The organism is Vibrio sp. R11-SG3-ISO9, from assembly GCF_059834255.1.
The window spans coordinates 1-19,661 of the sequence record NZ_JCBDGU010000023.1; the positions used below are offsets into that span (position 1 = coordinate 1).

Sequence of the window (19,661 nt, forward strand, 5' to 3'; positions counted from 1 at the left end):
TAGTGTCGCATCACGGAAAGGTCTTTCACCTTTCGATTACCGCTTTCGCGTTAATCTACAAATTGGAGCGACACACGAGGTTCGAACTCGTGACCTCAACCTTGGCAAGGTTGCGCTCTACCAGCTGAGCTAGTGTCGCATCACGGAAAGGTCTTTCACCTTTCGATTATCGTTTTCACGTTAATCTACAAATTGGAGCGACACACGAGGTTCGAACTCGTGACCTCAACCTTGGCAAGGTTGCGCTCTACCAGCTGAGCTAGTGTCGCATTCTGAAAACGTCTTTCGCCGTTCAGGGCTGCGAATTATAAGAGCATTTTTTTGTGATGCAAGTCCTTAATGCAAAATTCTGCAACTTTTTCGTCAAGTGCTGAAAAAGCACACAGAATTTCAAAAAAATGTTGATTTCGCAGCCAGATAATCAATTCAAAACAACTATTTTGAATCAATTAGATATTGATGATCGTCTTGCGGTAGTACTGAAGTTCAGCAATCGACTCACGAATGTCATCTAAGGCTAAGTGACTACCAGATTTAGTAAAGCCATCTAATACTTCAGGTTTCCAACGACGCGTAAGCTCTTTCAAAGTGCTCACATCGATGTAACGGTAGTGAAAGTACTCTTCCAGTTCAGGCATATGCTTGTACAAGAAACGACGATCTTGGCCAATACTGTTGCCACAAATCGGTGATTTACCTTTCGGCACCCACTTTTCAAGAAACTCGATCGTTTGAGCAATCGCATCTTGTTCCGTCACGGTGCTCTCTTTCACACGTTTCACTAGGCCGCTGCCGGTGTGTGTTGTCGTACACCACTCGTCCATTTTATCCAGCTCACTGTCTGGTTGATGGATAGCTAATACTGGGCCTTCAGCAAGAATGTTCAGCTCACTATCGGTGACGATAGTAGCAATTTCAATGATTTTATGAGTTTCAGGATCAAGTCCCGTCATCTCTAGATCGACCCATATTAGGTTCTGATCGCTAAAGGACATAATGGCGCTGCCTATTTGTTTGCGTGTAAAAGAGGTACTATACCCAAATAAGTATACTCAAACTAGGTTTTGTGCCGCGTTAATCTCATGGCAACAAGCTCAGTTACGACGAGTTCCCTATCATCAAGTTAGATGTGTTAAGTAGAAAATTGTGGCGAAAAAGAAAAAGTTAACCAAAGGTCAAGTGCGACGCGTACGCAGTAACCAAAAGAAACGACTCAAGCAGGAAGACTCGGTCCAGTGGGATGAGAGCATGCTCGGCGGCACCAAGAGTGGCCTAGTAATTACTCGATTTGGTCAACATGCTGATATTGAAGACGTAGAAACTAGCGAGATCCACCGTTGTAACCTGCGTCGTGGTATCGAAAGCTTGGTCTCTGGCGACCGAGTGATCTGGCGTGCCGGTCTTGAATCGATGGCTGGCATCTCTGGTGTAGTTGAGGCCGTTGAGCCACGTACTTCTATTCTAACTCGCCCGGATTACTACGACGGCCTGAAGCCTGTCGCGGCTAACGTTGATCAAATGGTGATTGTGTCTGCGGTGCTACCAGAGCTATCCCTGAACATCATCGACCGCTACCTGATCGCCTCTGATACATTGAGCATCGCGCCACTGATTGTATTAAACAAAGTTGACCTGCTCAGCGAAGAACAGCTCGCAGAATACAAACAGACCCTAACCATCTATGAAGAGATTGGCTACAAGGTTCTATTTGTGAGTAAAGAGACCGGCTACGGCATTGCTGAGCTAGAAGCTGAACTGGCAAACCGCATCAACATCTTTGTTGGTCAATCGGGCGTTGGTAAATCCAGCCTAGTTAACGCGCTGATGCCAACGCTTGATATCGAAGAAGGCGCGGTGTCAGAGAACTCAGGCCTTGGCCAACACACCACAACAGCAGCACGTCTATACCACTTCCCATCAGGCGGTGACTTGATTGATTCTCCGGGGGTACGTGAATTTGGTTTATGGCACTTGGAGCCTGAAGCCATCACCGAAGCCTTTGTTGAGTTCAAGCCTTACCTTGGTGGTTGTAAGTTCCGCGACTGTAAACACAATGATGACCCGGGTTGTATCCTTCGCGAAGCGGTTGAGGATGGCAAGATCAGCCGTATCCGCTTTGAGAACTACCACCGTATCATTGAGAGCATGGTTGAAAACAAAGCTAACCGACAGTACTCAAGAAACAAGAAGGCTGATCTGTAAGGCCATTTTTGTGAATAACTCTCAGCAGTTGCAACCAAAGTTTGCGCACTTGCTGACAATTGGCGCGATATTGAGTAACATCTCGCGCCCTAAAGCGTCATTAACTGATTTTCATTGAAGAAATACACAACATTGGAATATTAATACAATGGATAAGATCAAAGTTGGATTGCAGTACTGGATTCCACAACATGGACTGACTCGCTTAGTCGGTAAACTAGCGTCTGCTAAAGCGGGCGGTTTAACTACAGCGATCATCAACTGGTTCATCAAGCAGTACAAAGTGAACATGGATGAAGCCCTTCACAGCGATCCAAAACACTTCAAGACCTTCAACGAGTTCTTCGTACGTGAGCTTAAAGAAGGCATGCGTCCAATCGCGGAAGGCGAATCTGTGATTGTGCACCCTGCCGATGCGCGAGTAAGCCAATTTGGCCCAATTACAGATGGCAAACTGATCCAAGCAAAAGGTCATGACTTCTCTGCTCGTGAACTATTAGGTGGCGATGCAAACCTTGCTGAAGAGTTTAAAGACGGTGAATTCGCGACTCTGTACCTATCACCAAGTGATTACCACCGTGTTCACATGCCATGCGACGGTACACTGCGCCAAATGATCTACGTTCCAGGTGATCTGTTCTCAGTGAACCCACTAACTGCGGAAAATGTTCCTAACCTATTTGCTCGTAACGAGCGTGTAGTGTGTATCTTCGATACTGAATTTGGCCCAATGGCTCAAGTTCTAGTTGGTGCAACGATTGTAGGCAGCATTGAGCAGATTTGGGCTGGCACAATTACTCCACCGCGCGGTAACACAGTTTACAAGTGGGATTACCCAGCTGAAGGTGACAAAGCGGTTATCCTAAAGAAAGGTGAAGAGATGGGCCGCTTCAAGCTAGGCTCAACCGTTATCAACCTGTTCGCTAAAGACGCAATCAAGTTCGACGAGAGCATGGCAAACGGTGAGAAGACGGTCCTAGGTACTCCATACGCACATATCGCGTCAGCAGAAGCAGAAGCAGAAAAAGTGCAGCCGGACGCTGAGCAAGAATAAGCGCCAACTGCTAATTGATATTTGAAAGGTGAGCTCATGGCTCACCTTTTTTGTATCGACAACCTACTCGTTATGAGAGCGGATTTACAAATATTGACCAAAAGCAAAACAGTTGCCGAAAAGTTAAACGACTTTGCAATTTTATAACCGTCGCCTAAGTATCAAAAAATCAGATAACTTACTCTATTTGTAGATATTTTCTTCATAGGGTTTCCATCACATGCCTAAGCTCAATGTTGGCGTTCTCGTTAAACTGCTGATCTGCTTTGCAATTCCGTTAGGTGTGCTTTTTATGCCTATCGACTCCATTCCCATTGACGATCTGACCCTTATTCAACATCGTCTGTTGGCCATTTTCTTACTGGCTGCGTTGTTGTGGGTGTTAGAACCCGTTCCGGTTTTTGCCACCTCGATCCTGATCATCACTCTTGAAGTAATCATGATATCGGACAAAGGTTTGCACCTATTCAGGCAGCCACCAGCAGGCCATGATTTAGGAGAGCTGATTAAATACACCGATATCTTCAGCGCCTTCTCGTCACCAATTATTATTCTGTTTATGGGTGGTTTTGCGTTGGCGATAGCGGCTTCGAAATACGAACTGGATAACAACTTAGCGCGCGTTCTGCTAAAACCGTTTGGGACAGAACCTCGCTTCATCATGCTCGGCCTGATGCTGATTACTGCTGTGTTTTCCATGTTCATGTCGAATACAGCAACCACTGTGATGATGCTCGCCCTACTTGGTCCAATTGTCGCGTCAGCGCCCAAGGGAGACTTAGGCATTAAAGCCTTGGTACTGTGTATTCCAATCGCGGCTAATACTGGTGGTATCGCGACTCCAATAGGTACACCACCGAATGCAATCGCACTGCAGTATCTGACCGGAGAGAACACCATCGACTTCTTAAGTTGGATGATGATGGGCCTACCCTTTGTAATCATTCAGCTAACGATTGCCTGGGTTTTGCTACAGAAGTTCTTCCCGTCTCAGCAGAAGAACATGGTGTTAAGACTCGATGGACAATTTAAAAAGAGTTGGCGTGCGATTGTGGTTTACGTCACCTTTGCTGCAACGATTCTATTGTGGATGACGACTAAGCTGCACGGGATGAACACCTATGTGGTGTCGATCATTCCACTGGCAGTTTTTACCTTAACCGGCATCATGGGCAAAGAAGAGCTCAAACTGATTAACTGGGACGTATTGTGGTTGGTAGCCGGCGGTATCGCGATTGGTATTGGCCTAGATAAAACCGGACTTGCGGCGGCACTGGCACACGCGATTGACTATGAATCACTCTCCCCGGCAGCTGTAGTACTAACACTGTCTATCGTCTGCTGGCTAATGGCCAACTTCATGTCCAATACCGCGACCGCTAACTTGCTAATGCCGATCGCCGCAGCCATTGGCGCATCTATGGAAAGCTTGGCTGCAATTGGTGGATTACAAGGTTTGCTAGTTGTGGTCGCCTTCTCAGCATCACTCGGCATGATTTTACCTGTATCCACACCACCAAACTCACTCGCCTACTCGACCGGTCTTATCGAGAGCAAAGACATGGCGAAAATGGGCGTTATCTTAGGTGTCGTTGGTCTGGCGATTGTCTATCTGGCAATGTTCTTATTCGTTTAAATCCCTCTCTTATCCAAACTCGTCACAGCTCAATATCCAATTGAGCTGTGACACCTTTCTCCGCCTATAAGAGCTTCCTCAATTCCAATCTGTATTATTTTGGAGCTTGGTTAATCAAACCCTTTGCGAACTCAACGCTTTGGGGCATATTAACTCTCTTCGCTTTTTTACATGGATGTGAGCAATGGGATTTGAATGGTTGGCCTTAGCGGCGGCTTTTTTGTGGGCGATTGCCAGTTTGATGTCGGTAAAGCCGGCTCAACATTTAGGCTCGTTTGCCTATAGTCGTTGGCGTATGGGCTGCACAGCCATCATGCTCTCATCTATGGCATGGCTAACCGGAGGCTGGACAACGGTAGAATCCGATTTAATCACACCTATGATGTTGTCAGGCTTAATTGGTATCTTCATTGGTGATACTGCCCTATTTGCCTGTTTGAACCGAATGGGGCCACGCCAAGCTGGCCTACTGTTCTCTTGTCACGCCGTTTTCTCAGCCATTCTTGGCTACTTCTTGTTTAGTGAAAGCATGACTAGCTTAGAACTCATCGGCTCTGCACTGGTATTTAGTGGCGTGCTCACCGCTATTTTCTTTGGTCGTAAAGGGCAAGCAAACAACCAACTTGAAGCCATCAAAGGCACGGTTTGGATTGGTGTCGCGCTCGGACTAACTGCCGCGATTTGCCAAGCTCTCGGTGGCATCATCGCTAAGCCAGTTATGCAAACCAACATCGACCCAGTCGCCGCCTCAGCGATTCGTATGATTACCGCCTTTATTGCTCATTCACTTTTTAGACTGACGGGGGCTAAGCTATCACGCGCCGTAAATCCAATTAACGGTAATATCCTGTTCATTACCGCAATTAACGGATTTCTTGCGATGGCAGTTGGTATGACGTTAATTCTCTATGCACTGCAAGAAGGGAACGTCGGTATGGTGGCCCTGCTATCATCGACAACGCCGATTATGCTGCTGCCGATTTTATGGATTTATACCAAACAGAGACCAAATGCTTACGCATGGATAGGCGCGATTGTCGCGGTAGTAGGAACGGGAATATTAGTCAGCTAATCTGACGTTACCAGAGTTAGCTGACTCAAGAAAGCAAGCGTTAAGATCTCGGGAAAGGAAATGCCGTCACTTCATCGATATGATCGTGTCCCATAGCGAGCATGATTAATCGGTCAATACCTAATGCCACACCTGCACAGCTTGGTAGGCCCGCTTTCAGTGCTTCAATGAGATGATGATCGATAGGTTGTGGCTCTAGCCCCATCTCAATGCGTTTTTGATTATCTTCCTCAAAGCGTTGCAGTTGCTCTTGCGGGTTATCTAACTCGTGGAACCCGTTAGCCAGCTCAATGCCTTTAAAGTAAACCTCGAAGCGATCAGCGACGCGATTGTCTTGCGGGTTAATCTTAGCGAGTGCCGCTTGCGAAGCTGGGAAGTCATATACGAATGCAGGTACCGTTTGGCCAATTTTAGGCTCCACACCGATGCTGAATAGTAGTTGCAGCAAGGTGTCTCTATCTTCTTCAAGATCAGCAATATCGCTTAGCCCTAAGCTACCAGCACATACTTTTAGCTCTTCCATCGAACCTTCTAATGGACACACCCCGAGCACATTAAGAAACGCGTTTTGGTAAGTCATACGCTCAGCCTTGTCCGATTTCAGAACCAACTGCAGCAGATCATCCATCTCATCCATCAGCTTATGATGGTCAAAACCAACGCGGTACCACTCCAACATCATAAATTCAGGGTTGTGGTAGCGGCCGTTCTCTTCATTGCGAAAGGCTTTGGCAATCTGATAAATACATCCACTGCCTGACGCTAAAAGACGTTTCATGTGAAATTCAGGGCTAGTCATGAAAAATAGCTTTTGCCCACCAGCATACCCAGGTCCAACAAACTCGGTTTTGAAGGTGTGCAGGTGCACATCGGTGACCGTGGCGTGGCTCATGGCTGGAGTATCAACCTCCATCACATCACGCTCAAAAAAGAAGTCACGGATCTGACGAATCAATAAAGCACGTTGTTTCAACTGCTTAATCGGCGCAGCTGGCTGCCAGTTGGCTTGGTTCATGATTTTAGAATTACTCACTGAAATAACTGGTGCGAAAGATACCGTTTGTTTAGCAAAAGATCATCTTTTCTTAATACTGAGTTATCAGAAAGTTTATAACACTGACATTGATGGTTAACGCGAATAATAATCAACAAAATCAATAATAAACCACTCAATATCGCCGCATTTATCGACATGTTCTCTTATCTGTAGCACGCAACAAATTCTTGCCGTGACTGCAGTCACAGATCCCATAAAGTTTATGCTCTCGCTTGCATTACCGAAGCAAAACCCTAAATAAATCAATTTTTGAAATCACGTCCTCTCATACACTGAACCTACCACTTAAGGCTTAGGGGCGCTAAATGGTTCCTACTATTTAGAACTTCCTAAATCGGCTTTTTATAATAACAAGCGGAAAACTCCGCATCACACTGGAGGATAACTGTGAAGACAATTACCACAGATATCGCAGTCATCGGCGCAGGCGGCGCTGGTCTTCGTACTGCTATTGCAGCGGCTGAAGCTAATCCTGAATTAGAAGTAGCACTGATTTCTAAAGTTTACCCAATGCGTTCGCACACGGTAGCGGCAGAAGGCGGTTCAGCGGCAGTAATCAAGGACGAAGATAGCCTAGATAACCACTTCAACGATACGGTTGGCGGTGGCGACTGGCTATGTGAACAGGATGTTGTTGAATACTTTGTTGAGAACGCGACTCGCGAAATGATCCAAATGGAGCAATGGGGCTGCCCATGGAGTCGTAAAGAAAATGGTGAAGTAAACGTACGTCGCTTTGGCGGTATGAAAGTAGAGAGAACGTGGTTCGCAGCGGATAAAACCGGCTTCCACATGCTTCATACACTGTTCCAGACTTCGATTAAGTACGACCAAATCAAGCGGTTTGACGAGTACTTTGTGATGGATTTAATCGTTGAAGAAGGCGAAGTACAAGGCCTTATCGCGATTCACATGTCTGAAGGTGAGCTTGTTACCATCAAGGCGAAATCAGTTGTTCTAGCAACCGGTGGCGCAGGTCGTGTTTACCACTGTAACACCAACGGCGGCATCGTGACTGGCGACGGCATGGCAATGGCTTATCGCCACGGTGTACCACTGCGCGATATGGAGTTCGTTCAATACCACCCAACAGGCCTACCGGGCACTGGCATCTTGATGACCGAAGGTTGTCGTGGTGAAGGCGGTATCATCGTCAACAAGAACGGCTACCGTTACCTTCAAGATTACGGCATGGGCCCTGAAACACCAGTAGGCGAGCCGAAAAACAAATACATGGAGCTTGGTCCACGTGACAAAGTTTCCCAAGCATTCTGGCATGAGCAGCAAAAAGGCAACACCATCAAGCACCCGCTTGGTGATGTAGTACACCTTGACCTTCGCCACCTTGGTGAAGAGTACCTGCAAGAGCGTCTACCGTTTATCTGTGAGCTAGCAAAAGCTTACGTGAACGTTGATCCTGCAAAAGAGCCAATCCCAATTCGCCCTACCGTTCACTACACCATGGGTGGTATTGAAACCAACGGTAGCTGTGAAACTCGCATTAAGGGTCTATTCGCAGTTGGTGAATGTGCGTCTGTTGGTCTTCACGGTGCAAACCGTTTAGGTTCTAACTCTCTGGCTGAGTTCGTAGTATTTGGCCGTGTTGCTGGTGAGCACGCAGTGAAACGCGCAGCGGAGTTCAAAGGCTGGAATGAAGAGTCTATCGCTAAGCAAGTGAAAGCGGTCGAAGATCGTATCGCAGCACTGATGAACCAAGAAGGCGATGAGAACTGGGCAGATATCCGTACTGAAATGGGTCACACCATGGAAGCTGGCTGTGGTATCTACCGTCAAGAAGACCTGATGCAAGCAACCATCGATAAAATCACAGAGCTTAAGCAGCGCTACAAGAAGATCAGCATTAAAGACAAAGGTAAGGTGTTCAACACTGACCTACTTTACGCTATCGAAGTGGGCTACGGCCTAGAGGTTGCGGAAGCGATGGTTCACTCAGCAATCCTACGTAAAGAGTCTCGCGGTGCACACCAACGTCTAGACGACAACTGCACTGAGCGTGATGACGTGAACTTCCTAAAACACTCTCTGTCTTTCTTCAATGAAGATGCCGCACCAACCATCGACTATAGCGACGTTAAGATCACCAAGTCTCAACCGAAAGCGCGTCTGTATGGTGAAGCAGCAGAAAAAGCGGCAGCGGCTGAAAAAGCAGCTCAAGATGAGAACCGTGAAGAGGAGAAAGCGTAATGTCAGCGAATCGTATCCAAAAAGTAGACATTCTGCGCTACGACCCTGAGAAAGATGCAGAACCTTACATGCAGACTTTCGAGGTGCCTTTTGATGAGACCATGTCGGTTCTTGATGCGATTGGCTACATCAAAGATAACCTAGACAAAGACCTCTCTTATCGTTGGTCTTGTCGTATGGCGATCTGTGGTTCTTGTGGCCTGATGGTCGATGGCGTGCCAAAGCTAGCGTGTAAGAGCTTCTTACGTGACTACCCGAACGGCCTGACTATCGAACCATTGGCTAACTTCCCAATCGAGAAAGATTTGATTGTCGACATGACGCCGTTCATCGAGCGCCTAGAAGCGATTAAGCCTTACATCATTGGTAATGACCGCAAGCCAGAAGACGGTACTAACCTGCAAACACCAGAGCAGATGGCGAAATACAAACAGTTCGCTGGTTGTATCAACTGTGGTCTTTGCTACGCAGCGTGTCCTCAGTTCGGTCTAAATCCAGAGTTCATTGGCCCTGCGGCACTGACTCTTGCTCACCGTTACAACCTAGATAGCCGTGACAACGGTAAAGATGAGCGTATGAAGCTTATCAATGGTGAAAACGGCGCTTGGGGCTGTACGTTTGTTGGTTACTGTTCTGAAGTTTGTCCGAAGAAAGTCGACCCAGCAGCGGCAGTAAACCAAGGCAAAGTTGAGTCTTCTATGGACTTCGTGATCTCTATGTTCAAGCCAGACGGCACACCAAAGAAAACAGCACAGGAGGCATAAGATGAGCAACCGTAAACCTTATGTTCGTGAGATGAATCGAACGTGGTGGAGCAACCATCCGTTCTACCGCTTCTACATGCTACGCGAAGCAACGGTACTGCCGCTGGTGCTGTTCACTGTGTTCTTAACCTTTGGCTTGGGTGCACTTGTGAAAGGGCCTGAATCCTGGCAAACCTGGCTAGACTTCATGGCAAACCCACTGGTTGTCGGCATTAATATTATCGCGCTACTGGGCAGCCTGCTTCATGCTCAAACCTTTTTTAGCATGATGCCTCAGGTAATGCCGATTCGTATCAAGGGTAAACTGCTCGATAAAAAGCTTATCGTTCTTGGCCAATGGGCAGCAGTCGCCTTTATTTCACTCATCGTTCTTGTTGTGGTTTAAGGAGCTAAATTATGAACCCAAGTTACAAAGTAAATCGCGCTCCTAAACGTTCTGACGAGCCAATCTGGTGGGGCCTATTTGGCGCTGGCGGTACTTGGTTTGCGATGATCACGCCAATCACGATCCTAGTACTCGGCATCTTAGTACCAATGGGCATTATCGATGCAGAAGCGATGAGCTATGAGCGTGTTTCAGGCTTCGCTACCAGCATCATTGGTGGCCTGTTTGTGATTGGTACACTAGCTCTACCTATGTGGCACGCAATGCACCGTGTTCACCACGGCATGCACGACCTTAAGTTCCACACAGGTGTTGCTGGTAAAGTTGCGTGTTACGCATTTGCAGGCCTAATCAGCGCATTGGCTGTGATCTTTGTGTTTATGATTTAAGAGCAGATACGGGATTCGAGTAATCGAGATGCGAAGAGCTTAATTGAAAGCGGATTCGAGTTTCGGGTAATCGAGTTGCGAAGAGCTTAAGAGCAGATGCGGGTTTCGAGTAATCGAGATGCGAAAAGCTAAAGAGCGAAAGACTAAAAGCAGAACAGGGTTATCTTGTTCTGCTTTTTTATTCTTTATCTTATCTCTGGCTCTATTCAGTTCTGCGAACCCCGCATCTCGTATACTCGCATCTGCCCTTCCTGTTCTTCGAATCTCATACCTCGCTTACTCGAATCTATCCCTTTCGCTTACATTACTTACGCCACCTTACATCCTGAAATTGGCCTAAATGATATCGTTATCAATAGATAAACAAGAACAATTGAACACCATTAATTAATTCCAGAAGCAGATATCATGAAACAGTTACTCCTAGCACTCTTGCCCCTTGCTCTCACAGGCTGTAACAGCTCATCAGACAGCAATACGACACCTACAACACCCACGACTCCAACACCACCACCTACGACTCCGACAACGACCGTAAAGGTGTTTTCATCGATTGATAACTGCTCTACTGCAGCGGAAGTTCCTCACTGTGCATTTGAGAAAGGCATCTATGTGCTAAAAGTTGGCTCGACAATCACTGATGAACATCATCAACGTGTCATCACACAAGCCACGAACTACACCAACTGGGCAAGCGAAGCCGTTAAACAGCAACTTAATCAAAAGACGCTAGTGATTGGCATTATGGAGAGTGAACCGACCGAAGAGAGCCCAGAGGCAAAATTCGTTGTTACACTTAGCCAAGATAAGAAAATCGCGGATGGTGTTGAGCTGGTTTACACGAACATTGAAGGAGTCGATGAGACACAGCGTGCAACCACTTATCAAAAGCTAATGCAGCTGTTTGACTACTATGTCGATGACAACAAAAGCCATCACCTTGGCCAAGGTTTAGAAACAGCTTACTCAAATTTCAAACAATTACTTGTCGACCAAGATGCTGCAGCTAAAGTCATTAACGCAGAAGCACTTCGCTTCGATGAATGCCCGTACGGAAACGGTCAGCTTCCTCTAATCGCCTCTGAGCGAGCATTGGGTACAGATACGCCGTGTGCAACAGAGGATGGCGAAGATCCTGCACCAAACGGTAAGGTTGATGACATCCATGCGATTAGCGGCGTTAACATGAACCCTGGCGCACTACTTGGATTGATGTACGAATACAAAGTAAACCCTGCAATCAGCGAAGGTGGTGGTGAACTATATGGCTCAAAAGACAGTAAATTCAAAGCCATCGGCCAAGTCGGTTCTGGCACTCTAGATGGTAGTGCGAATGATATGTTTATCTCGTGGGCAAACCCAGCTTTTGCGCCACTTAACACATACTTAGAGACCTACTTCTTGACGAATAAGAAATAAAACAGCAATGTCATTTGGCGGGTAAGAGTCGCATGTTTTGATAATGTTCGATTCAAAAAAAAGAGGCAAGTACCTAGGTATCTGCCTCTTTGCTTTTCTAAATCACTGGGTAATTAGAGCTTTTGACTACCCATGATCTTATTGCTGTGTAACCTTCTTGGTTTGGTCCATTAAGCCTAATGCACCGAAGCCAGTAATCACATCAAGGTTAGTTTTCAAGCCAGTCTCTTCACCGCCACCGATGTAGTTTTGCGGCATCTGCACTTGGAAGTTCTGCAGATTATTGTACAACGAGTTTGCCACATCGCGATTTAACTCAGCGAGGTACACTTCGCGGTTAGCACCAAGTGCTGCATATTTCGCTTTCAGTACTTCGGCTTCTGCTCGACCTTTTTCAAGAATCGCTTTCGCTTCAAATTCGGCAGACAGCGCATTAGCTTTCTGAATCGCTAGGTTCGCTTCTGCTGTCGCGAGCTCTTTCTCTTTCTCAACCTCAGCCAGTCGCTTAGTTTTCTCGACCTCTACGATTTCACGTTCAGCAATCTGACGTGCAACTTCAACCTCTTTTTGCTGCGCGATGATTGCAAGTTCTTTGCTACGCTGAGCATCTTGAACTTCACGAGTTCGTTGAATCTCTTTGCGCAATTGCTCTGTCTCAGCTTGCGCTTTTGACGTCTCTTGCTCCTGAATAGCGCGGATTCGGTCTGCAACGAGACGCTTCTTGTCCGCCAATAGCTGATCTAGTTGCTTCTCAGGTTGAGGGTCGCCAATCGTCACCTGTGTTACTTGGATACCATATTGCTGCAGAGGGTTATCCTGACGAATTGGCTGACCAGTATTGTCTACGACAGGGACTGTCTTCCACACCAACTGATTGGTTCGCTGTAGCTGGTTCGAGTTTGACTGATTGGCCCCAACAGGTGCTAGCTCTAACTCTTCCACTTCAACTTGGCGACGCTCGGTCAGGTAGATACCTTCACGCAGTTGGTCACCCAGTTTGGACTTAAACTGGTTTAAACCACCTTGGAAGAACTCCTCACCTGTGTACTGGGTTGCAGTAATCACAGTCACGTTGCGCGCATTCTTCACCAGCAAGGCATCAATCAAGTTGCTGTTGTTACGAAACTCTTTATGCATCTTTTCGACAGCTTGTGGATCGTTACTCAGCTTGAAGCGGAACGTCACTGGGATCTGCCCGATATAGGTATCAGCAAAACGCACCTGTACCGGATCTAATCTCTGATAGAAATCTTCACCCTTGCTGTTGCCGAAAGACACGGTGATGACTTGGTCATACTTGGTGATCTTAGACAGAAACGGCATACGAAAGTGAATGCCTGGTTCTGTGAATACATCGAGTTCACCAGTAATGTTGTTTTGGTGCACATAGCTGTAACCAGCATCGGTCATCAGTACTGAGCTATTAATTGTTAAGCCTAATGCGAGCAGCGGAATACCAAATACTGCTGCTTTGAGTCCTTTGTGTAGTAGCTGACGTCTTTCTTCTACTTTCAAACCCTGTCCTAAGCCTCTGCTTTCCATTTTATTCTCCTTATTGGATTGTCATTGAGTTAAATCGATAAAAATCAAAGTGATATGCAACTCACTGACAACAGGGACTAATGTATCAAATTGTTACATTAAGGAATAATCGAAAGATTCATCAAATTTATAAGATTTTTACGAATGATACGTATTTGTGCTAATTTTGCGGGATAGGTCTCTATCGGGGGAAGTCAGAAAACTAGAAAACAGCAGGCAATAAAAAAGGCCGCCTAAGCGACCTTTCATCAAACAGTTGAAGTAAATTACTTCACACGACCAACGTATTCGCCAGTACGAGTATCTACTTTAACAACTTCACCGATAGCGATGAATAGAGGTACACGAACTACCGCGCCTGTTGCTAGAGTTGCTGGTTTACCACCAGTACCTTGAGTATCACCCTTCAGGCCAGGATCTGTATCCGTAACTTCGATTTCAACAAAGTTTGGCGGAGTTACTGTGATAGGGTTATCATTCCACAACGTTAGAGTACATACGTCGTTTTCAACTAGCCATTTAGCTGTTTCGCCAACTGCTTTCGCATCTGCAGCGATTTGCTCGAATGTCTCGTTGTTCATGAAGTGGAAAAACTCGCCATCTGAGTACAGGTAACCTAGATCAACGTCTACAACGTCTGCTAGTTCTACTGTATCGCCTGACTTGAATGTTTTCTCTAACACTTTGCCTGACAGCAGTTTACGAAGTTTAACACGGTTAAACGCTTGGCCTTTACCTGGCTTAACGTATTCATTTTCGATAATTGAGCAAGGCTCGTTATCCATCATGAATTTTAAACCGCCTTTGAATTCATTGGTGCTTACTGACGCCATGATTTCCTCTTACACATCTTTGAGTTGATTTCAATGCCGCATATCATAACCCGAAAAGTCGAATCTGTTGAGCAAAACTGGCTCAAACAGCTATCGAATGCGATCTCAGACCCGACAAAACTCCTTGAAGCATTGGAAATAGACCCAACACCATGGCAAGCAGGCTTTGCCGCACGCAACCTATTTGCGTTGCGAGTACCGTTAAGCTTTGTCGAGCGAATGGAAAAAGGCAACCCGCATGACCCGCTATTACGTCAGGTTTTGCCATTAAGCGAAGAGTTCGAAGTTCATGAAGGCTACTCTGCAGATCCATTAGAGGAGCAAGACAACGCGATCCCAGGGCTGCTACACAAATACAAAAACCGTGCTTTGATGATTGTGAAAGGTGGCTGTGCAGTGAACTGTCGTTACTGCTTTCGCCGCCACTTCCCTTATCAAGACAACAAGGGCTCTAAATCGGTTTGGCAGACAAGTCTTGAATATGTGGCTCAGCATCCAGAGATTAATGAAGTGCTGCTTTCTGGTGGCGATCCGTTAATGGCCAAAGACAGTGAATTGAAGTGGCTAGTTAACGCGATTGAATCTATTCCGCACATCAAGACGGTTCGCATCCACAGCCGTCTACCTGTGGTGATTCCTGCACGTATTACTGACGAACTGTGCCAAATATTAAGTTCGACTCGCCTTAATGTAGTGCTAGTGAACCATATTAATCACGCCAATGAGATCAACGATGAGTTAAAACTCGCATTATCGAAGCTCAGACGCAGTGGCGTGATCCTGCTTAACCAAGGCGTTATGCTGAAAGGCGTGAACAATTGTGTTAACTCTTTGAAAAATCTAAGCGAAAGTCTATTCGATGCTGGGGTTTTACCCTACTATATGCATGTACTTGATAAGGTACAGGGCGCGGCCCATTTTTATATCTCGGACGAAGAAGCAAAACAGCACATACAGGGCTTGATGGCAGAAGTGTCCGGGTACCTTGTGCCTAAGCTTACCCGAGAGATAGGCGGCCGCAGCAGCAAAACACCACTCGACCTCCACTTAGAATAAGGCGTTACCGAAATGAAGATGTATTCGAACAGCACCACACGTAATCAAGGTTTTACCATCATTGAGCTAGTAGTGGTGATTGTCATCTTAGGTACTATTTCGGTGACAGCGGCGAATAAGTTCTTAAATCTACAAGGTGACGCTCGTATTTCTTCCCTTCAAGGTTTGCGAGGCGGAATGCAAGGGGCTGCCGACATGGTTTACCCTATTGCAGTTCAACAAGGTCTAGAAAAACTCAGCGCTGCAGAGATCACTATTGAAGGTGACAAAGTGCAACTTGTATATGGCTACCCTGCTGCAGATTCAGCAAATGCTTGGAGCCACCTGATTGAGGCGACATTTGCTGACTCCATTTTCAACTCCGATGATCCTGCCGATTGGTATTTTCACAACACCTCTCGCCAGATACCGTGGATTCGCTTTATGACGAAGACAAAGAAGCAGTCAGGTCAACAATGCTACCTTGAATACACCGAAGCTACATCATCAGCACAACCAACCTTTGAACTAACCACCAGCGGTTGTTAATCATTATCTATACAGATTAATCGTCTAGACAAAAACTTTTTGTTCGATCGTCCGGTCTATTATCAGCATACTCGGCTCTATTCTAAATTTTTAGGAGGGGTGATATGTCACAAACCATCGAACAATTTCTCAACCTTGCCCCTTTCAGCTGGGCAGCTCTGGCCGTATGCATGTTGTGCGGCTCCTTAATCGGTATCGAGCGTCAAACACGCGGTAAGCCGGTTGGGATTCGCACCTCAATTTTAATCATCAGCGGTACTTATTTCTTCCTGACTATGGCGATAAGCCTGTCGCCAAATACGCTCGACCAAGCGCGTGTGTTAGGCCAGATCATTACTGGCGTCGGCTTTTTGGGTGCTGGAGTAATGATGACGCTAGATGGCAAGATTCATGGCGTCACCTCCGCCGCGATTATCTGGGTATTGGCTGCCTTAGGAATGATGATAGCTCTTGGACATCTTAGCCAGTCAGTCATCATCACGGTATTAGCGATTGTGATTTTACTCGGTGTGGATAAAGTGGAAAACAGCTTCCAGAGTCTACGCCGAGGCGTGCACCAGAAGTGGATGCGTAAAGGCCGAATCAATAAGTCTTAGGTTCACACCAATAATACAAAGCCCAATGAATGATAATTAGGCTTTGTTGTATCAATTGCTTTGTTTGTAGTCTTACTTAGAAAACCTGAATACAGACTTGGTTCTTACCAGAAATCTTAGCTTGATAAAGCTGCTCATCCGAAGCGCGAATACTCTGGTTCTGCCATAAGTGCGCTAAGCTATCGAACTTGTATAACGAGTAAAGCGTCGCCCCGCCAGATACAGACACACTGATTCGGTCGCCATCATTGCAGCGGTAACCTTGCAGACTAATATCATTCTGGATTCGCTCGAAGATCGATGTCAGCAGTTCCGAAGACTCACCGGTGATCGCCACAACAAACTCCTCACCACCAAAGCGTGCCACTATGTCTCGTTGACGAACACTACTCGTCATTAGGTGTGCCACATGGCAGATCACCTCATCACCCACCTTGTGCCCATATTTGTCATTGACCGCTTTAAAGTCATCAATATCAAACACGCCAATACCAATGATAGGCTCTTCGTCTTGAGCCATTAATCTTGCCTCAAAGCCGCGGCGGTTAAGCAGCCCCGTCATAGGATCTCGCATCGCCAGTTCGTTCAAGCGTTGATGCTCCTGCTTAATACAAATGCGCCATAAAACCAGTACTGAAGTAATGAACAAACCCAATAGCAAAGAGAGTTGCAGACGGTCCATCTCCAACACATGCAGTATATGCTCACGCTTCTTCTCTTCGATGTTGAGATAGAGCTGGGTATGTAATCCATCGACATACAGTGGGTGTGAATGGGTGAAATCCATAAAGCCGTACTTATTGACGCCAAGCGTGCTCGATATCTCGTATCCATGCTTTGGATTGGAGACCAAGTTAGAGACATAACCATCGACACCCAACACGCCTTTAAACTCGCCATTTACATAGATGCCTTTGGTTAGCGTCACTACTTTTTTACCCGTTAGGTAATCATCATATTGGCCTGTGTAGACAACTCGGTCTTTCTTCTGCGTTAACCCGAATCGAATGGTGTTAATCCAATATGGACGACTATTCACTACCGAATCAAAGGTATCACCCTGAATATAACTGGCGAAGTCAGAGGGAGATGAGATGATGAACTTCTCTTTAGAGATAAAGTAAATCGCCGAGATAGTATCGATAGTATTCGCAAAGTAAGCCATGGTTGGCGCGATAAACAAACGCTTGCTCGCTTCCACATTGAGCTGTGAGCGCGGGTCACACATCTCAATAGGGCCAGAAAACATGAAGTCAAAGCGCGGCTGTGACTGCTCCTCGCTCGAGAAGTAACAGGTTTCACCATCAATTTTTCGCGTGTGAGAGAACGCGTAGGTGTCACCATGAAGCGGATACAAGGCCGTGATGTTGTATTCGAGCGCATTAATGATCTGCGTGAGCTCTTCCAGAGACTGGCTCACCCTTTGATTTTCAATCCAATATAGAGCATCTGATTCTTCCGCTGAATCAACAAGTAATAGGCTTAACACTAATAAGAATAAAGCGGTGAGACCCAACAGGGCCTTTTTAAAATCGAGAGTTTGGTAGTTAATCAAAGCAAAGGTAGTTTGTGTTTAATTTTGCCGCACATTGTACCGAAATGTTCACTATCGTCCAGTACTGAACACATAAAAAATACAAAACAAGTTGCTTATTAATCGTAGAGCCGCGAGGAGGAGGTAATAAGCAGTGAACACCTAACCAATCTGCTCAGGTGCTCATAGTGTTTTAGCTTTTGATTTCAGTCGTTATTTAGCAAAATTAACGATTGGGAAGCATGGGAAGAAGCCGTTGTCTGCACAATTAATCAGACCAACTTGCACGCCTTCAATCTTATTAGTCTTGTTGAAGATACCTACTTGCACCGTCGATACCTCAGACAAGTTCGCTGCACCCACATCGACCAAGGTGTCGCCTTTCGAGTAGTTTACGAAACTCACGTTAGCGCCTTTTACATTATTGGTAATGTTCACAGCACCCAAGTTAACACCGGTTGTCTGGCCTTCATTCCAGTTAAAGAAGCCCAAAGATGCACCTGTCATCTCTTGGTTCACCTTAGACGCACCAAAGAAGCCAAGGTTTACACCGGTCGTAGTTTGAGTTTCAGACATACCAATCACCGCAAGGTCGAGACCTTTTAGATCGTTTACTTGACCGTGCAGTAACGCCACACGCACACCGCCAACGGTATCAGAATCTGGTGCGTTGAATCCATTGATTGTTGAGAACATCACAGGCGATGAAGCAAAGGCCGCCGGAGCCATTACCGCTGCTGATACTGCAAGTACTGAAAGTAGTTTTTTCATTGGGGAGTCTCCACTGACTGAATCCGCGATTGAGAAGTCAACTACCGAACGATAAGTTAACTAACAATCAAAGAGTTATCTCATTATTTTGCGTTATCTAACAGCCATCCATGTTAAATCAATGTCATAACTGTCTTTTTGAGTATAGAGCAGATAGGAGCAGATGAAGGGTTCGAGAGGCGGGATGCGAAAAGAATAAGAGCCAGATTCCCTACTACGCTCGTCCCTCGCTATAGGGAATGACGGGAGTTCGATGTACTTAGCATTCACGTCATTCCAGAACTGAGGAACGAAGTGTCTGGAATCTCAACATCTAAAAATCTGCCCTACCCAATTAACTAGATTCCCTATCACGCTCGTAACTCGCTATAGGGAATGACGATGCCAGGGCACAAAAAAACGGAGACCGAAGTCTCCGTTTTTAAAGCTATGTATGGCTTTCCTCGAAAGGAAAACGCGGTGATTACATCATACCGCCCATGCCACCCATACCGCCCATGCCACCCATGTCAGGCATGGCTGGAGCGTCTTTTTGTGGTAGGTCTGTAACCATCGCTTCTGTTGTGATCATTAGACCAGCAACTGATGCAGCGAACTGTAGTGCAGAACGAGTCACCT

18 protein-coding genes and 2 tRNA genes are annotated in these 19,661 nt (G+C 46.2%); 12 read left to right on the plus strand and 8 right to left on the minus strand.

All coding sequences use genetic code 11. The annotated features are described in order from the left end of the window. Positions 1–63 precede the first annotated feature (63 nt). The 3 genes from AC6R05_RS06795 to orn form a co-directional block, all read right to left on the minus strand. Positions 64–139 (minus strand) — tRNA-Gly (locus tag AC6R05_RS06795). 54 nt (positions 140–193) lie between these two features. Then, positions 194–269: transfer RNA gene (locus AC6R05_RS06800), tRNA-Gly, on the minus strand. 180 nt (positions 270–449) lie between these two features. Next, complete coding sequence (orn, locus tag AC6R05_RS06805; RefSeq protein WP_150872915.1) at positions 450–995, minus strand: oligoribonuclease; 546 nt, start codon at positions 993–995, stop codon at positions 450–452. Between the two features lie 151 nt (positions 996–1,146). On the opposite strand from orn, the gene rsgA reads away from it, so the two are divergent. The 4 genes from rsgA (at position 1,147) to AC6R05_RS06825 (ending at position 5,964) form a co-directional block, all read left to right on the plus strand. Continuing rightward, complete coding sequence (rsgA, locus tag AC6R05_RS06810; protein WP_032551244.1) at positions 1,147–2,202, plus strand: small ribosomal subunit biogenesis GTPase RsgA; 1,056 nt, start codon at positions 1,147–1,149, stop codon at positions 2,200–2,202. A 148-nt stretch (positions 2,203–2,350) separates the two neighbouring features. After that, positions 2,351–3,256, plus strand: a complete 906-nt coding sequence (gene asd, locus AC6R05_RS06815) for an archaetidylserine decarboxylase (protein WP_331439978.1) — start codon at positions 2,351–2,353, stop codon at positions 3,254–3,256. Between the two features lie 220 nt (positions 3,257–3,476). Further along, the gene (locus AC6R05_RS06820; RefSeq protein ID WP_032551242.1) at positions 3,477–4,892 is read left to right on the plus strand and encodes an SLC13 family permease; all 1,416 of its coding nucleotides are present in this window, start codon (positions 3,477–3,479) and stop codon (positions 4,890–4,892) included. Between the two features lie 184 nt (positions 4,893–5,076). Further along, entirely contained in the window at positions 5,077–5,964 is an 888-nt protein-coding gene (locus tag AC6R05_RS06825; protein WP_500646977.1) for a DMT family transporter, read from the plus strand. A 40-nt stretch (positions 5,965–6,004) separates the two neighbouring features. Here the strand turns inward: AC6R05_RS06825 and epmA are convergent, their stop codons facing one another. Next, on the minus strand, positions 6,005–6,979 hold the full coding sequence (gene epmA / locus AC6R05_RS06830) for an elongation factor P--(R)-beta-lysine ligase (RefSeq protein ID WP_500646985.1): 975 nt from the start codon (positions 6,977–6,979) through the stop codon (positions 6,005–6,007). Positions 6,980–7,408: 429 nt separating this feature from the next. Between epmA and frdA the strand changes: the two genes are divergently transcribed. From frdA to AC6R05_RS06855, 5 genes are all read left to right on the plus strand, one after another. Next, positions 7,409–9,226 carry a fumarate reductase (quinol) flavoprotein subunit gene (gene frdA / locus AC6R05_RS06835; RefSeq protein WP_500646978.1) on the plus strand — a complete coding sequence of 606 codons (1,818 nt, stop codon included), beginning with the start codon at positions 7,409–7,411 and terminating at the stop codon, positions 9,224–9,226. Beyond that, positions 9,226–9,990 (plus strand): succinate dehydrogenase/fumarate reductase iron-sulfur subunit, encoded by a 765-nt coding sequence (locus tag AC6R05_RS06840; RefSeq protein WP_152468051.1) that lies wholly within the window; start codon positions 9,226–9,228, stop codon positions 9,988–9,990. Before frdA ends, AC6R05_RS06840 begins: the two co-directional genes overlap by 1 nt. A 1-nt stretch (position 9,991) precedes the next feature. Then, the gene (gene frdC / locus AC6R05_RS06845) at positions 9,992–10,375 is read left to right on the plus strand and encodes a fumarate reductase subunit FrdC (protein ID WP_500646979.1); all 384 of its coding nucleotides are present in this window, start codon (positions 9,992–9,994) and stop codon (positions 10,373–10,375) included. Between the two features lie 11 nt (positions 10,376–10,386). Further along, on the plus strand, positions 10,387–10,764 hold the full coding sequence (frdD, locus tag AC6R05_RS06850; RefSeq protein WP_032551235.1) for a fumarate reductase subunit FrdD: 378 nt from the start codon (positions 10,387–10,389) through the stop codon (positions 10,762–10,764). A 408-nt stretch (positions 10,765–11,172) separates the two neighbouring features. Beyond that, positions 11,173–12,183, plus strand: a complete 1,011-nt coding sequence (locus AC6R05_RS06855; protein WP_500646980.1) for a histidine ammonia-lyase — start codon at positions 11,173–11,175, stop codon at positions 12,181–12,183. Positions 12,184–12,321: 138 nt separating this feature from the next. On the opposite strand, the gene AC6R05_RS06860 is transcribed toward AC6R05_RS06855, so the two are convergent. Together AC6R05_RS06860 and efp are read right to left on the minus strand one after the other, a co-directional pair. Continuing rightward, a complete protein-coding gene (locus tag AC6R05_RS06860; protein WP_331439973.1) occupies positions 12,322–13,725 on the minus strand; it encodes an SPFH domain-containing protein in 1,404 nt (467 codons plus the stop codon). Positions 13,726–13,991: 266 nt separating this feature from the next. After that, entirely contained in the window at positions 13,992–14,558 is a 567-nt protein-coding gene (efp, locus tag AC6R05_RS06865; protein ID WP_032551233.1) for an elongation factor P, read from the minus strand. A gap of 33 nt (positions 14,559–14,591) precedes the next feature. On the opposite strand from efp, the gene epmB reads away from it, so the two are divergent. From epmB to AC6R05_RS06880, 3 genes are all read left to right on the plus strand, one after another. Continuing rightward, complete coding sequence (gene epmB / locus AC6R05_RS06870) at positions 14,592–15,614, plus strand: EF-P beta-lysylation protein EpmB (protein WP_500646981.1); 1,023 nt, start codon at positions 14,592–14,594, stop codon at positions 15,612–15,614. A gap of 12 nt (positions 15,615–15,626) precedes the next feature. Continuing rightward, positions 15,627–16,142 (plus strand): prepilin-type N-terminal cleavage/methylation domain-containing protein, encoded by a 516-nt coding sequence (locus AC6R05_RS06875; protein ID WP_500646982.1) that lies wholly within the window; start codon positions 15,627–15,629, stop codon positions 16,140–16,142. A gap of 104 nt (positions 16,143–16,246) precedes the next feature. Beyond that, entirely contained in the window at positions 16,247–16,738 is a 492-nt protein-coding gene (locus AC6R05_RS06880; protein ID WP_032551229.1) for an MgtC/SapB family protein, read from the plus strand. A 76-nt stretch (positions 16,739–16,814) separates the two neighbouring features. Here the strand turns inward: AC6R05_RS06880 and AC6R05_RS06885 are convergent, their stop codons facing one another. Together AC6R05_RS06885 and AC6R05_RS06890 are read right to left on the minus strand one after the other, a co-directional pair. Further along, positions 16,815–18,293, minus strand: a complete 1,479-nt coding sequence (locus AC6R05_RS06885) for a sensor domain-containing diguanylate cyclase (protein WP_500646983.1) — start codon at positions 18,291–18,293, stop codon at positions 16,815–16,817. Between the two features lie 192 nt (positions 18,294–18,485). Beyond that, complete coding sequence (locus AC6R05_RS06890; protein ID WP_500646984.1) at positions 18,486–19,043, minus strand: VC2662 family protein; 558 nt, start codon at positions 19,041–19,043, stop codon at positions 18,486–18,488. Positions 19,044–19,661: the final 618 nt, after the last annotated feature.